A 12,565-nucleotide genomic window follows, 5' to 3' on the forward strand; every position below is an offset into this window, starting at 1 on the left:
ACTAAGCGGGGGGAGGAGGAATAGCGGCAGTGGTTTTATGTTTTCTCGTAGCTAGACGCTCGCAGCTAGTAGCTGTTTCTCCCCGGCTCTGAAAGAATAGCGGCCCGGAGGATCCATGACTGTATTGATGACCCTGTTTTGGCGGTTGGCCATATTTCGTGCCAGCCCGGAGAATGCCCCGTATTCCCCATCGTTGCTGGCTCTGGTGCTGGCCGGTTGGTTTGTGTTGCAGCTACTGGTGGGCAGCCTGCAGACCGCATTGCCCATTGGGGTGTTGGTAAGCAGCCAGTTGCTGTCGTTGACGGTGGTGCTGGCGGGTACTGGCCTGTTGCTATCGTTCAAGGGCCTGCAGGGGCGCTGGTTGCAGACCGCCCTGTCGCTGGTAGGGGTGGATGTGATTCTGACCCTCATGAGCCTGCCGTTGCTGGCGCTGAATGCCAGCATGGAGCAGTCGCTGAGTGCTATCGAACTGCTCTATCTGGTACTGGTGAGCTGGCAGTTGGCGGCGCAGAGTTTTATCTACCACCGTTCCCTGAACGTGGGCCCCTTCCTTGGGCTCGGGGTCGCCATGACGTTGCTGGTAGCCAGTTATGCGGGGGTGGTGCTGTTGTTGCCTGAGGTGGTGACCGGCCAGGGCTGAATGCCGGCCAGCTTCAGATTCGCTGAACGGGACCTGAGGGCTGGCGAGTGGATTAATTGAGGCGATCCAGCGCGGCGGCTCGTTGTTGTTCGCTGGCGGAAAAGAGCCGGCGCCGCAGGGCATCCAGTTGCTTTTGTTTGTCGTCGCTGCTCAGGGCAGCCTTATGGATCCGGTCTCGCTGTAGCGTGTAATCCTGATAACGGTGTTGCCAGGCCTGACGCTCTGCCTCCAGTGCCTGCAGACGCAGGGCTGCAGCATCGCCGAATTGCTGTTGCCGGAATGCGTACAGCTCCTGGGCACTGGCTCCCTCTTGTTTCATCGACTGTTCCCGGGCCGGAAGGTGCTGCAGGTCATACTGCTGCTGGTATTGCTTTGCCAGCGTCTCCGGAAGGGTGTTGCGAAGGGCTCTCAGGGCTGACGCCTTTTCCTCATCGGAACGGTCTGACGTCATGATGTCGTGTCGATTCAGGCTGAATTGGTCATAACGGTCTTCATCCGCGAACAGGGCATTGGCGGTATCGGCGCCCAGGGTATCGGCGCGCAGTTGCTGGCGCAGTTGCAGCTTGTGGCGGATGTCGTCGTCGCCATGACCGGCATAGCGGGCGGCGTAATCGCCGCTGGCGAACTCGCTGCGGTAATGCTGATAACGATCGAGCAAGGCCAGCAAGTCGGCCGCGGCGGTGGTCCCCGCGTTTTGTTCTGCCCAGTGTGCCAGCGCTTTTCGGATTGCCGCGTCCGGCATTTCCCCATTCAAGGCAAGAAAATAATCCATGATGGCCTTGCTGTTGCTGTCTACGATCAGGTGCCCCCGGGCGTCGGTCATCAGGTTGCCGGGCACCTGTGTGCCGGCCAGCGATGTATTGGCCAGCGTGTCGGCCAGTGTTGGTTTGGTGATACGCGCTGTTGCTATGTCGGGCCCGCGGGAAGTGTTTGTTTGCGTATCGGTTTGATGCGGTATCGGCTGTGCGTGGTGCTGGGGCACAGGAATACGTTTGAGCCCCCAGAATACTCCGGTGGCCAATACAAAGACGGTGGCCAGAAGTGCAAGTGTGCGTGTCATGGTCTTGTCTCTATCCGGATTGCCCCGCAGGGAAGCAGCTCCCTGCGGGGATGGTTGCGTTACAGACCAGCGTTTTTCAGGCGGTTGGCCTGATTGCGGTATAACGTCTTCGGGTCGGTTTCCCAGCCCATCAGGCCGAACAGCTGGCGGATGGCATCCGCGTGATTGTGGTTGTAGTTATGGCGGATGGGTTTGCCCAGATACATGCCGCACAGGGGCAATACGCCGTCATGTTTGACGCCGGAGGGGAAGGCAAACTGGGTGACGCTGAGCAGCAGGCTGTCGAAGGGGTCGAACAGGTTGGTGTGCACGCCGGTACCGCCCCAGGACCAGTAGCGCACACCATTGACGGAATGCTGGCCGCTGGTGCCACAGGCGGAGCTGGGCATGGCCTGGGGGTAGCGCTGATTGAATGCGGCCATGCCTGCGGTGGTGGAATCGGCGAGTACTGCCGTGGCGGACTGGTCATTGGCATTGGGGCCGCCGGATGCCATTTCCCACAGGGCGCCAAAACCACCGGCGATCATGTCGGCCAGCCCTTCCGATACGCTGCCTTCGGGCAGTACTCCACGAATGATATCGGCAACCCGGGTGCCGCGGTTCTCACCGTGCACGGAGGTAACCGACGCCACCAGATCCGGGCGCACTGCTGCCACATAGCGGGCGGTGGGGGCGCCCTGTGAGTGAGCGATCAGGTTGGCTTTCTGCGCGCCGGTGACGGCAAGGTAGTTTTCGATCTGGGTAATCAGTTCTTCACCACGGTATTCATTGCTTTGCAGGGCACTGACGTTGCTTTCGTACACATCCGCACCGTAGTCGCGCATGTCATCGGCGATACCGTAGAAATAATCGATACCGGCAATGTCATCGAACGCGATGATGCCGCCCACCAGAACGATGGGGTAGCGGGTGTCGGCGTAGCGTGTGTCTTTTCCGAACCAGGACCAGGCATGGGCCTGGCTGGTGCTTAATATCAGAACGGTGGCCATGATCAGGCCACGGGCTGTGATCGACATGTTTGTTCTCCTGTTTATTAGAATGCAGCCGGCGCCATGGCTGCTGGTTTTGTTTGTCGACGACTGGACTATATGAAGGTTTGGTGATACTGACTTGTAGGAATGGGGCGTGGTCGAATCGGGTTTTTTGCGCCCTGTGAGGGGATTCACAGGCGGCGCTTTTTCGACGCAGTCTGTCCTGGAAGGCTGCTTTTTCGGTCGAGAATAACAATATGAACGACAAAAATAATAACGCGAACGGGCAAGATGAAATGCCGCCTTCCACGCTGTATTTATGGCGTTTGAGGACGCTCTACGTTGGTTATCTCGAGCGACGCATTACCTTTTCCGCCGGGGCACATACCCTTTTGTTCGGTTTGGAAGATGATGTGTTGTTAGAGGTGAACGGTGAAACATTTCGTGCACGAACGCTGCTGTTGCCTGCCGGTATTTCGTTTTCTGCCGATTCGCAGGGAAAACAGATTGGCTGCTGTTTTCTGGATCCGTTGGGCCGGGATTATTTGTTTCATCAGCGCCTGATGCAGCGGCACGAATCCGGTTTTTACTTTGCTTCTGCGCTGCAGGACAAGCAGTTGTCGGTATTAACGCAGGCGTATCGCGATAGCCTGGAGGCAGATCAGGTGTATGCATTGCTGGCGGATCTGCTTTTCCCCGCAGCGGATACGACTGTAGAGGGATTCATGCCGGATGCGCGCATTGCCCGCATTATCGAGCTGATCCGTTCGGACCCGGCGCAGAATTATTCCAATGAGGATCTTGCTCGCCAGGTGGGGTTGTCAGGGGCGCGCCTGCAGCGCGTGTTCAAGGAGGCCACGGGGATTCCCATTCGCCGTTATCGCCTGTGGCACCGCTTGTTTGTGACCTCGACGATGATGTCCATGGGCAGCTCGCTCACGGATGCGGCACTGACGGCGGGGTTTTCCGATTCGTCGCATTTGTCCCATGTCTTTCAGAGCATGCTGGGTATGCCGCCGTCCGCCATGCTCAGCCATTCGCGGCAAAACCGGGTGCTGGTCGGTGCCGGGGAGCCGGGGGAATAGCTTATTCCGGTGAGCAGGCTCTTCACCTTGGGGGCCCTTGCCGTTATGGTGCAGGGAATTTAAATGTTGGCAGTCCCTTCCCATGCATATTCATATTCTCGGTATTTGCGGCACCTTCATGGGGTCGCTGGCGCAGCTGGCCAAGGCCCAGGGGCACCACGTCACCGGCAGTGACCAGAATGTTTATCCGCCCATGAGTGATCAGCTGGAGGCGGCCGGTATCACCCTCACCCAGGGATACGATCCGGCCCAGCTGGAGCCGGCGCCGGATCTGGTGGTGGTGGGGAATGCCTTGAGTCGGGGGAATCCGGCGGTGGAAGCGGTGCTGGATCGTGGCTTGCCGTATACCTCCGGGGCGCAGTTGCTGGAAGAAGTGGTGCTTCCGGAGCGCTGGGTGTTGGCGGTGTCCGGGACTCATGGCAAGACCACCACCAGTTCCATGCTGGCCTGGATTCTTGAGCACGCGGGTTTGAGTCCCGGTTACCTGATTGGTGGTGTGCCAGGTAATTTCGGGGTGTCTGCCCGGCTGGGTGAGACGCCATTTTTTGTGGTGGAAGCGGACGAGTACGACACGGCGTTTTTCGATAAGCGCAGCAAGTTTGTGCATTATCGCCCCCGCACCGTGATTCTCAATAATCTGGAATTTGATCACGCGGATATCTTTGCGGATCTGGCGGCAATCCAGACCCAGTTCCATCACCTGATTCGCACCGTGCCTTCCACCGGACGGTTGATCCTGCCCCACGGTGAAACCGCACTGGAGGAGACGCTGGACAAGGGGTGCTGGAGTGAAGTGGAGCGCTTTGGAGAAGATGAAGCGCTGGGCTTCCGGCTGGATCAGGATGACGGTTCGGTCTTTACCGTGCTGGAAAACGGTGAGCCGGTGGCGCAGGTGCGCTGGGACCAGACTGGCCGTCACAGCGTTAATAATGGCATGGCCGCGTTACTGGCAGCCCGCCATGTAGGAGTGACCCTGGCCGATGGCGCGGCGGCGCTATCGGAATTTGTGGGTGTGAAGCGGCGCATGGAGCTGCGCGGCGAGGTAGCCGGGGTGCGGGTTTACGACGACTTTGCCCACCATCCCACGGCCATCGCGACGACCCTGGATGGGCTGCGGCGCAAGGTAGGCGACGGCAAAATTCTCGCCATCATTGAGCCTCGCTCCAACACCATGCGTCTGGGAAATCACAAGGCGGCATTGGCAGGCAGCACAGGCTGTGCCGATGAGGTAATCTGGTATCAACCGCCGGGCCTGGACTGGTCGCTGGATTCGGTACTGAGCGAGTCGCCAGTGCCCGCATCGGTCAGTCAGTCGCTGGATGAGATTGTGGCCAAAGTAGTGAGCCACAAAGGTGAGTCGTTGAATGTGGTGGTGATGAGCAACGGCGGGTTTGGTGGTATTCACCAGAAGCTGCTGGATGCGCTGGCTGAATAAACGCTGCACGCCACAAGCGGCAACGCGTTCTGGCTGTTCATGTTATGAATGGCCATGTCCGCGCCCTCACTTTATTCGCGGGAGCCAGGTTTGTGAACAGTACAAGCGAATACGCGTTGTAGCTTGAAGCATGCGGCGTGATGCGGTTTCAAGGAGGTTGCCATGTTCTGGTCTGTACTCTGGGCTTCGGTCCATTACCTCAGCATTCTGATGTTGTTTGCTTGTCTGTATGGTGAGCTGTTGCTGTGGCGTACCGGCATCAATGAACGCAATATTCGTACGCTCTTGTGGCTGGATATCGGCTATGGCCTGTCGGCATTGGCGGTGTTGATCAGTGGTCTGGCCCGGGCCGGCTGGACAGAAAAAGGCTGGGATTTTTATCTGGCGAACCCCTGGTTCCATGGCAAGGTCACGCTGTTTGTGCTGATCGCCTTGCTAAGCCTGTACCCCACCAAGGTGCTGTTGGGGTGGCGTAAATCGGTAAAAGCCGGGCACGTGCCGGAAATTGATGACAAGCTGCAACGCAACCTGCGCGGTGTGCTGGTGGCGGAAATTCATTTGGTGATATTGATGCCGATTCTGGCCGCGATGATGGCCAGAGGTGTCGGGATGGGTTCATGACGCAACGGGTTACGCTTGCTTTCACCGGCGCTTCCGGGGCGCCCTACGGGCTGCGTTTGCTGCAGTGCCTGCTGGAGGCGGAATGCGAGGTGTTTGTGCTGCTGTCCAAGGCTGCACGAGTGGTCATCGGGACGGAAACGGAACTGAAGTTGCCGGCTGGCACCGGGCAGGCCGAGCAGGCTCTGCGTGAGTGGGTAAAGACCAACAAGGGACGGCTGGTCGTCTGCGGTCTGGAACAATGGACTGCTCCGGTTGCCTCCGGCAGTGGTGCGCCAGCGTCGATGGTGGTGTGTCCCTGTTCCACCGGAACCCTGTCTGCCATCGCCACGGGCGCCAGTGATAACCTGATTGAGCGCGCTGCGGATGTGGCGATCAAGGAAGGGCGCAAGTTGATTCTGGTGCCCCGCGAATCACCGTTTTCCGCCATTCATCTGGAAAACATGCTCAAACTTTCCCGCCTCGGTGTCACTATCATGCCTGCGGCGCCGGGTTTCTATCATCAGCCACAAAGCGTGGACGATCTGGTGGATTTCATGGTTGCACGGTTGCTTGATCACCTCGGCCTGGAGCAGACCCTGATGAAGCGCTGGGGGGAGTAAATCAGCATCGAGCTATGAGCCATGAGCTTCCAGCCCGTACGGCATTCGAAGCTAGTAGCTCAGTGCTGGTCGCTGCTTTTATTGCACCAACAGATGCCCCACTAAACCCAAGGCAAATCCGGCAACAGCGCCCTGTGACGGCGCCCAGGACCGCTTCAGTGGAACTTGCGGGGCGATGTCCTGGAAAATCAGGTAGAGAATGCCGCCGCTGGCAAACAGCATAATGCCGCCCAGTATGACTGGCATGTTTACCAATACCGCAAAGCCCAGCCAAGCGCTGACAGGCCCAAGAAGGGATAGCCCGGCAAAGGCGAGAATGATCTTGCCAGGGGCAAGCCCGCCGCTATCACGTATTTCACGGTAGGCGTTGAACCCTTCCGGCAGATTCTGCATGCCAATCAGGAACGCCAGCAGAAACGCCTGACCGCCTCCCACTGCCAGCGCGGCGCCCAGTGCGATAGCTTCGGGAACAAAATCGAGAAGCATGGCCAGCAATTGCGACATGGCGCCCCCTTTGGCGGCGAGCGCGCGATCGATCAGCATGAACACCACGCCGCCACCGACAAACATCAGGGTGGCGGAGAACGGGGTGTGATGTTTTGCCCCTTCCGGCACCAGCACCAGCGCCACGGCAGCTAGTAGGGCGCCACCGCCAAAGGCAATCACGGTATGGCGAACTTCCTGGCGTAGCCAGTCACGAGCGATATGCTGTTTGACGGCAATCAGTGCGCCGACGGCCATGCTCAGGCCGGCGGCCAGGCTGAGAAGTAATGCCAGAGTTAATGGGCTCACAGACCTTCCTTGGTAATCCGACAGAAAACGTGACGCTGACTGTATGCGGATCCGCCAGCGGTTTCACGTTACCGCTTTAAACAGTAATGACTGGCGGGAATGGGATCAACTGCGGGCGGTGAAGTGGGTCACCGCCCGATTCAGCTGTTGCTCAGGTCGTAGTCCACCGGGGCGATGACATGCACGGGAACGCTGCTGCTATCCAGCTCCTTGGGCGGGGCATCAAAGCGCAGGCGTGACACCAGTTCCTTGGTGGCCCGGTCGAGGATGCGGCTACCGGAACTCTCGGTGATCTCCACCTGCTCGGCGCGGCCGGAGGCGTTGATCACGAAGGACACTTTCACGGTTCCTTGCTGGCGGCGCATCTTGGCCCGGTGCGGATACTGCTTGTTGTAGTCAATCGTATCGCGAACTTTGGCCAGGTACTTGTTGAGCGCGTTTTCCGTGTCGCCGGATTGATGGACCCCTTTGCCCGGGTCGCCTGCCATACCCTTGGCGCCCTGGGTCAGCGGCTGGGTGGAGGCCTCTTCGTTGACACTCTCATCCGGGGTTTCCGTCGGCTTGGTTTCTGCTACCTGCGGTTCGGGCGTCGGCTCTGGCTTGGGTTCCGGTTTCGGTTTTGGCTTCGCTACCGGTTTGGGCTTGGGTTTCGGCTTTGCTTTGGGTTTGGGCTTCGGTTTGGGCTGCGGCGCAGGCTGGGCCTTGGGCTGTGGTGCTGGCGCGGCCGCTTTCGGGGCCGGTGGTGCCGACAGGTTGATGGCAATTTCGCTCACGCCGGGCTTGGCCGGACGGCCGCCGGCCAGGGTCATGGCGCCCACAGTAACCAGTACACTGACGTGAACCAGAATGGAGACAATCCAGGCGGTAAGGTTGCGAGGTTTCATGGTGCCTCCTCGCTTGCGCTTTCAGCGGCTGCGTCACTCTGGGTGACCAGACGAACCTGTTCTACACCCATGCCCTGCAGGGTTTCCAGGCGGCCACGCAGGGCCAGCATGGTGACCCCGGCGTCGGCCAGCAGGCGCACTTCCGCTTCTTCGGGTTTGTCACCGAGCAGGGCCAGCAGTGCCTCGTCGCTGAGCGGCTCGGCGCTGTCTTCGGCAAACCATTGGCCATCGTTCTGCATTACCAGCAGCAGCTTGTCCCGGGCTTCTTCGCCGTTGGCGGTCTGGCTCATGGGGGCTTCGACTGCCACGGTGGGGCGCTTGGCCAATTGCCCGGCCAGCATGAAGAAGATCAACAGCAGGAAGACCACATTGATCAGTGGCAGTACCGGCTCCAGGGGCGGTCTGCGTGATGAGGTTTCCATGATCATCATGGCAACAGCTCCAGTTGGACATCGCGAACGCCGGCGGCCTTCATGGCATCCACAGCGGTCAGTGCCTGTTGCAGGGTGGCGTCCGGATTCACGGTGACCCACACCTTGGTCTTGCTGGTGTCCAGGCGGTCTGCCACGGCCGCCGGGGTAAAGCTGACCCCATTGAGGGTCAGCATGCCACTGGCCTGCACTTCAATCACCAGCCAGTGTTCATCCGGCTGCTCGGTGCTGTCCGCCGGCTGCACGTTCACAGGCAGGTCATGGTATTGCCCGAAACGGGTGGCAAGCATAAAGAACACCAGCAGGATGAACACCACATCAATCAGGGGTGTCAGGCTGATAAAGGGCGTGCGATGACGCTCCGGTTCAATATGCATGCGACACCGACGGGTCGCGATCCTCTTCCAGAGGTTCGGGAGCCGTGTGGTTGTTGCGCAGTACTTTCAGGCGGGACAAGCGGTCCTGCATTTTTTCGCGGCATTGCTCGATGCTGCGGTCGGCCCAGTGGAACGCGGCCAGAGTCGGGATGGCCACGGTGAGGCCGGCGGCGGTGGTGAGCAGGGCTTCCCAGATACCGCCGGAAAGAATGGACGGATCCACCTGTGAGCCGGCGGTTTCCAATGCCTGGAAAGCGCCGATCATGCCGAATACGGTCCCCAGCAGGCCCAGCAACGGGGCGATGGCGCTGATCACTTCCAGCACCCGCAGGCCGCCGCGCAACTCATCCAGGCCGCTGCGCGCCAGGCGCAGGCTTTCTTCCTGCCAGGCCGCTTCGTCCAGATTACGGTTTTGCCAGCACTGCCAGAGAACCCGGTCGATGGGGCTGTTCAGTTTGCCAGCGGGCTCGCCGGGTTGCTTGCCCTGACGCAGAGCATTGAGCAGCTGGTCCGCCTGGCGGCTGTTGCCGGGGCGGATACGGGCAAATTGCAGGATTTTGGAAATCAGCGTGGCCAGGGCAACCACGGACAACAGGGCGAGGACCCACATGGTGGCGCCGCCACTGACAAACCATTCCGGCAAGTGCAGGGAAATTGGGGGCATGGAAAACTCCAGCTATGGGCAAATGATCAGGTGCCCGGTCTTGGGTGCACAAAGGCTTATGTAGTCTACCGCGTAATAATGGAAGCCTGGTGACAGGGAGCCACAGGGTAGCGCGCGGCAATTACATTAGCGTCAAGGGTTGAATAGGGTTCGCAATACTAAGAGTTTTACCCTCTTAATGCAAGTCATTCCTATTTGGGATGTATTCACAGGTAGCGGCAAAATGCCGCAGGTAAAAGTCTGAAAAGGGAGCGGGCACGAAAAAGGCGCCGAAGCGCCTTTTTGTTTCACCGATACGGATTATTTGCTGAGCAAACGGTAATTCAGGTTCGATTCGATCCGGTTGCCGGACTGGTCCAGTTGTTCAATGGCATTGACCGCGTCCTTGAGATATTGGCGTTGGGCGTCGTCATCGGCCTCGGGGTTGATAGTGTAGACATCTTCCTGGGTAATGCCTTCCTGGTATTTGCGCGATGCCCAGTCACCCCGTTCCACGGCATTCAGTTTCACGGTGGAGCCGCTCATGTACTCTTCTCGCAGCTCGAAGCGGGTGGGACTGTCGTATTGATCCCGGTACAGGGTCAGAGTGGTACGGATGCCGGAGCAGTCCGCACAGGGGAGCATCCCGCTGTAGATCTCTTTTTGGGCCGTGGGGTTGATCGGCGTTTCGGGCTGGCTCTGGCAGCCGGAAAACGCGACGGTGCAGCCGAGAACGGCGGCGGCGAAATAAGTCTTCATGAATATCACTCCCTTGCAGGTTTCCCTTCTGTATTACTGCTTAGAATACGCTTTTGCCGTTTGGTTCGCTGGTTTAACAGTTTTTGAATATTTGTGTTGGCTCGCCATCTTCAGGGGGCGGCGATTAACGGTGTTGTGCGGGTTGCCGGGTGGAGAACAGCGCCAGGTTCAGTGCGGGAAGGGTGTTATCAACGTCGGCGGCCCGATCGGCAGGTTGCTGAACGCTAATGGCCGGCGGAGTCTTGGTGGTTGAAAAAGCGATGCGCAGGAGCCGGTTCAGGCCTTGCAGAAGCAACAGGCCGAGAAGAAAACTGACAGCAAAATAGAGCAGTATCATGGGGCAGCCACACTGTGATTATTGTTGGAGTGCGAACGATTCTGTGGCAATCCTATAAAGCACGGGCAAGGTTAACCATCGTGACTTTGTTATGGCTTGTGGGATTACTGTAGCTGGCCGGAGCGGGAGGGTTTATGGCCTGCGGGCGTGGAAGATGACAGACAATGGCGTGTGCGTTTGCGGATCCAGGGGTTCTTCCATATGAACGTGCAAACCCTGTTGCTGAAGAAGCGCCAGCCAGTCCGACAACGTGCGGAAATACCAGGGTGGGGCGTCATGGAAGGCGTCACTACAGCCGGCCCAGCTACCGGTGCGCCAGCCTGAACGGTAGTCTCCGTTGCAGGCCATGAGGGGATGCAGGATTTGTATCAGCAGGGTGCCGCCCGCGCGCAGGTGGTGTTTTAGTGTTGCCAGTAACTGCGCAACGGAATCCTCGCCGAAGAGTGAAAAATTGCACACGATGACGGCAAATGTCTGGCCGCTCAGTGCGTTGGGTAATTGCGTGTAGTCGCTGCACAGGTAGGTGCCGTCGGAGTGTTGTGCCTGAGCGTTTTCCACCAGTGCCGGAATGGCATCCACGCCGGTGATCACAGGGGACGGGGCGCTTTCTTTTGCGGCCAGTGCCCGGCAGAGCCACCCTTCACCGCAGCCCACATCCAGCACCGAGTCTGGCTGGTAGCGACTAATGGCATTGATGATTGCCGGATTGGTGGTCTGGCGGCTGGCGATGCCACTGCCTTGCAGCAGGGCGATCCAGGGGGCGGCATTGGCCGCCCAGCTGGCCAGAATGGCGTCTTCTGGTGCCTGAGTCATGGTCGTCCTGTTAACGCATCGGCGTCAGCGGGCCGGCCCGTTCCACCGCTTTCTGGTAGGCCGGGCGGGCTTCCATCTGCGCCACAAAGCGCTGGATCGAAGGCAGTTGGCTCAGGTCCGCACGGGCAGAGGCCGCCTGCAGGGGAAAGCTCATCAGGATGTCGGCCCCGGACGGGCTGTCGCCGGCAAACCAGGTCTGCGTTGCCAGGTGCTGTTCAATGACGGCCAGGTGATTTTTCAGCTGCGGGTCCAGCATGGTGCCGGTGACCTTGCCGCTGATTTTTTTGGCGATGGGTTTGGCAAAAAAAGGCATGGGGGCTTTGGCGATATGGCTGAAGATCAGCTTCATGACCAGCAAGGGCATCAATGAGCCTTCGGCATAATGCAGCCAGTAGCGGTAGTTCAGCCACTGGTCATCATCGGGGGCGGGTTGCCATTGGCCGTTGCCATAACGCTGCACCAGGTATTCGATAATGGTGCCGGATTCGGCAATGACGGTGTCGCCGTCGGTGATGACCGGGGACTTGCCCAAAGGATGAATCTCGCGCAATTCGGCCGGGGCCAGCATGGTCTTCGGGTTGCGGGCGTAATGCTTGATCTCGTAGTCCAGTCCCAGTTCCTCCAGCAACCAGACGATACGCAGGGAACGGGAGTTTTCCAGGTGATGCACAGTAATCATAAGAAGCTCTCTGTCATGTCCCAACACACGTTGTCGATGTGAATTCGAGCTGCGTTGAGTGGTGCGCGGCAAGACGTATCAGTGTGTCGGGAGCATAGCAGAGAACCCCGTGACCATCATGGCAAGACGGGGCAGTGCCTTTATTGGGTTCATCGCGGAATTGAGTGATCAGCCGGCTTCAGAACTTGTCTCATTATCCCGCCCTGGCAACCGCTGGACGCCGGATGCCCGACGACGGACGCTTGCATTCAAAACCTGAAAACCCTGGCCGCCATGCTCTCTGCGCAAAATGCCTTACCCGATTATTGCCTGAATGATAGCCCTGACCATCCCTCAAAATACCCCTCAAAAGAGATGCCGCAATAACGACAACTTCTCAGGCTATGGGGTTTTACGTCAGGCATCCGGCGTCGAGCGTTTATTCGCGATAAACCCATCA

The 12,565-nt window shown here is 58.9% G+C and carries 16 protein-coding genes; 5 read left to right on the forward strand and 11 right to left on the reverse strand.

The window, feature by feature from the left end; translation table 11 throughout:
- The first annotated feature begins 115 nt into the window (after nucleotides 1–115).
- Entirely contained in the window at nucleotides 116–640 is a 525-nt protein-coding gene (locus F1529_RS05235) for a hypothetical protein (protein ID WP_155132722.1), read from the forward strand.
- A gap of 52 nt (nucleotides 641–692) precedes the next feature.
- Here the strand turns inward: F1529_RS05235 and F1529_RS05240 are convergent, their stop codons facing one another.
- Nucleotides 693–1,700, reverse strand: coding sequence for a lipase secretion chaperone (locus F1529_RS05240; RefSeq protein ID WP_155132725.1), 1,008 nt, complete (start codon nucleotides 1,698–1,700; stop codon nucleotides 693–695).
- 59 nt (nucleotides 1,701–1,759) lie between these two features.
- Nucleotides 1,760–2,716 carry a triacylglycerol lipase gene (locus tag F1529_RS05245; RefSeq protein WP_155132728.1) on the reverse strand — a complete coding sequence of 319 codons (957 nt, stop codon included), beginning with the start codon at nucleotides 2,714–2,716 and terminating at the stop codon, nucleotides 1,760–1,762.
- A 212-nt stretch (nucleotides 2,717–2,928) separates the two neighbouring features.
- Between F1529_RS05245 and F1529_RS05250 the strand changes: the two genes are divergently transcribed.
- From F1529_RS05250 to F1529_RS05265, 4 genes are all read left to right on the forward strand, one after another.
- The gene (locus F1529_RS05250; protein ID WP_230457713.1) at nucleotides 2,929–3,756 is read left to right on the forward strand and encodes an AraC family transcriptional regulator; all 828 of its coding nucleotides are present in this window, start codon (nucleotides 2,929–2,931) and stop codon (nucleotides 3,754–3,756) included.
- A gap of 82 nt (nucleotides 3,757–3,838) precedes the next feature.
- On the forward strand, nucleotides 3,839–5,191 hold the full coding sequence (mpl, locus tag F1529_RS05255; RefSeq protein WP_155132731.1) for a UDP-N-acetylmuramate:L-alanyl-gamma-D-glutamyl-meso-diaminopimelate ligase: 1,353 nt from the start codon (nucleotides 3,839–3,841) through the stop codon (nucleotides 5,189–5,191).
- Nucleotides 5,192–5,353: 162 nt separating this feature from the next.
- Nucleotides 5,354–5,812, forward strand: a complete 459-nt coding sequence (locus F1529_RS05260) for a DUF2214 family protein (protein ID WP_155132734.1) — start codon at nucleotides 5,354–5,356, stop codon at nucleotides 5,810–5,812.
- Nucleotides 5,809–6,411, forward strand: coding sequence for a flavin prenyltransferase UbiX (locus F1529_RS05265; protein ID WP_155132737.1), 603 nt, complete (start codon nucleotides 5,809–5,811; stop codon nucleotides 6,409–6,411). Before F1529_RS05260 ends, F1529_RS05265 begins: the two co-directional genes overlap by 4 nt.
- A 78-nt stretch (nucleotides 6,412–6,489) precedes the next feature.
- On the opposite strand, the gene F1529_RS05270 is transcribed toward F1529_RS05265, so the two are convergent.
- The 9 genes from F1529_RS05270 to F1529_RS05310 form a co-directional block, all read right to left on the reverse strand.
- Nucleotides 6,490–7,203: a ZIP family metal transporter gene (locus F1529_RS05270; RefSeq protein WP_082872277.1), complete on the reverse strand. Its 714-nt coding sequence runs from the start codon at nucleotides 7,201–7,203 to the stop codon at nucleotides 6,490–6,492.
- Nucleotides 7,204–7,343: 140 nt separating this feature from the next.
- Nucleotides 7,344–8,087 carry an energy transducer TonB gene (locus F1529_RS05275; RefSeq protein WP_155132740.1) on the reverse strand — a complete coding sequence of 248 codons (744 nt, stop codon included), beginning with the start codon at nucleotides 8,085–8,087 and terminating at the stop codon, nucleotides 7,344–7,346.
- The gene (locus tag F1529_RS05280; RefSeq protein ID WP_155132743.1) at nucleotides 8,084–8,518 is read right to left on the reverse strand and encodes a biopolymer transporter ExbD; all 435 of its coding nucleotides are present in this window, start codon (nucleotides 8,516–8,518) and stop codon (nucleotides 8,084–8,086) included. The genes F1529_RS05275 and F1529_RS05280 overlap by 4 nt, the downstream gene beginning before the upstream one ends.
- Nucleotides 8,515–8,895, reverse strand: a complete 381-nt coding sequence (locus F1529_RS05285; RefSeq protein WP_007151015.1) for a biopolymer transporter ExbD — start codon at nucleotides 8,893–8,895, stop codon at nucleotides 8,515–8,517. Before F1529_RS05285 ends, F1529_RS05280 begins: the two co-directional genes overlap by 4 nt.
- Entirely contained in the window at nucleotides 8,885–9,559 is a 675-nt protein-coding gene (locus F1529_RS05290) for a MotA/TolQ/ExbB proton channel family protein (protein ID WP_155132746.1), read from the reverse strand. The genes F1529_RS05285 and F1529_RS05290 overlap by 11 nt, the downstream gene beginning before the upstream one ends.
- A gap of 300 nt (nucleotides 9,560–9,859) precedes the next feature.
- Nucleotides 9,860–10,297 (reverse strand): copper resistance protein NlpE, encoded by a 438-nt coding sequence (locus F1529_RS05295; RefSeq protein WP_155132749.1) that lies wholly within the window; start codon nucleotides 10,295–10,297, stop codon nucleotides 9,860–9,862.
- Between the two features lie 124 nt (nucleotides 10,298–10,421).
- The gene (locus F1529_RS05300; RefSeq protein WP_155132752.1) at nucleotides 10,422–10,634 is read right to left on the reverse strand and encodes a hypothetical protein; all 213 of its coding nucleotides are present in this window, start codon (nucleotides 10,632–10,634) and stop codon (nucleotides 10,422–10,424) included.
- 132 nt (nucleotides 10,635–10,766) lie between these two features.
- Nucleotides 10,767–11,447, reverse strand: coding sequence for a trans-aconitate 2-methyltransferase (locus F1529_RS05305; protein WP_155132755.1), 681 nt, complete (start codon nucleotides 11,445–11,447; stop codon nucleotides 10,767–10,769).
- A gap of 10 nt (nucleotides 11,448–11,457) precedes the next feature.
- The gene (locus F1529_RS05310; RefSeq protein ID WP_155132758.1) at nucleotides 11,458–12,126 is read right to left on the reverse strand and encodes a glutathione S-transferase; all 669 of its coding nucleotides are present in this window, start codon (nucleotides 12,124–12,126) and stop codon (nucleotides 11,458–11,460) included.
- Nucleotides 12,127–12,565 lie beyond the last annotated feature (439 nt).

The organism is Alcanivorax sp. VBW004 (assembly GCF_009718865.1).
In the GTDB taxonomy this organism is placed as follows: domain Bacteria; phylum Pseudomonadota; class Gammaproteobacteria; order Pseudomonadales; family Alcanivoracaceae; genus Alcanivorax.

What these genes read in the sequence shown, in the direction of transcription:
- F1529_RS05290 (WP_155132746.1), bottom strand. Translation starts at nt 9,559, where the DNA reads ATGCCCCCAATTTCCCTGCACTTGCCGGAATGGTTTGTCAGTGGCGGC.
- F1529_RS05305 (WP_155132755.1), bottom strand. Translation starts at nt 11,447, where the DNA reads ATGACTCAGGCACCAGAAGACGCCATTCTGGCCAGCTGGGCGGCCAAT.
- F1529_RS05275 (WP_155132740.1), bottom strand. Translation starts at nt 8,087, where the DNA reads ATGAAACCTCGCAACCTTACCGCCTGGATTGTCTCCATTCTGGTTCAC.
- F1529_RS05260 (WP_155132734.1), top strand. Translation starts at nt 5,354, where the DNA reads ATGTTCTGGTCTGTACTCTGGGCTTCGGTCCATTACCTCAGCATTCTG.
- F1529_RS05280 (WP_155132743.1), bottom strand. Translation starts at nt 8,518, where the DNA reads ATGATGATCATGGAAACCTCATCACGCAGACCGCCCCTGGAGCCGGTA.
- F1529_RS05295 (WP_155132749.1), bottom strand. Translation starts at nt 10,297, where the DNA reads ATGAAGACTTATTTCGCCGCCGCCGTTCTCGGCTGCACCGTCGCGTTT.
- F1529_RS05235 (WP_155132722.1), top strand. Translation starts at nt 116, where the DNA reads ATGACTGTATTGATGACCCTGTTTTGGCGGTTGGCCATATTTCGTGCC.
- F1529_RS05285 (WP_007151015.1), bottom strand. Translation starts at nt 8,895, where the DNA reads ATGCATATTGAACCGGAGCGTCATCGCACGCCCTTTATCAGCCTGACA.
- F1529_RS05300 (WP_155132752.1), bottom strand. Translation starts at nt 10,634, where the DNA reads ATGATACTGCTCTATTTTGCTGTCAGTTTTCTTCTCGGCCTGTTGCTT.
- mpl (WP_155132731.1), top strand. Translation starts at nt 3,839, where the DNA reads ATGCATATTCATATTCTCGGTATTTGCGGCACCTTCATGGGGTCGCTG.
- F1529_RS05310 (WP_155132758.1), bottom strand. Translation starts at nt 12,126, where the DNA reads ATGATTACTGTGCATCACCTGGAAAACTCCCGTTCCCTGCGTATCGTC.
- F1529_RS05240 (WP_155132725.1), bottom strand. Translation starts at nt 1,700, where the DNA reads ATGACACGCACACTTGCACTTCTGGCCACCGTCTTTGTATTGGCCACC.
- F1529_RS05265 (WP_155132737.1), top strand. Translation starts at nt 5,809, where the DNA reads ATGACGCAACGGGTTACGCTTGCTTTCACCGGCGCTTCCGGGGCGCCC.
- F1529_RS05250 (WP_230457713.1), top strand. Translation starts at nt 2,929, where the DNA reads ATGAACGACAAAAATAATAACGCGAACGGGCAAGATGAAATGCCGCCT.
- F1529_RS05245 (WP_155132728.1), bottom strand. Translation starts at nt 2,716, where the DNA reads ATGTCGATCACAGCCCGTGGCCTGATCATGGCCACCGTTCTGATATTA.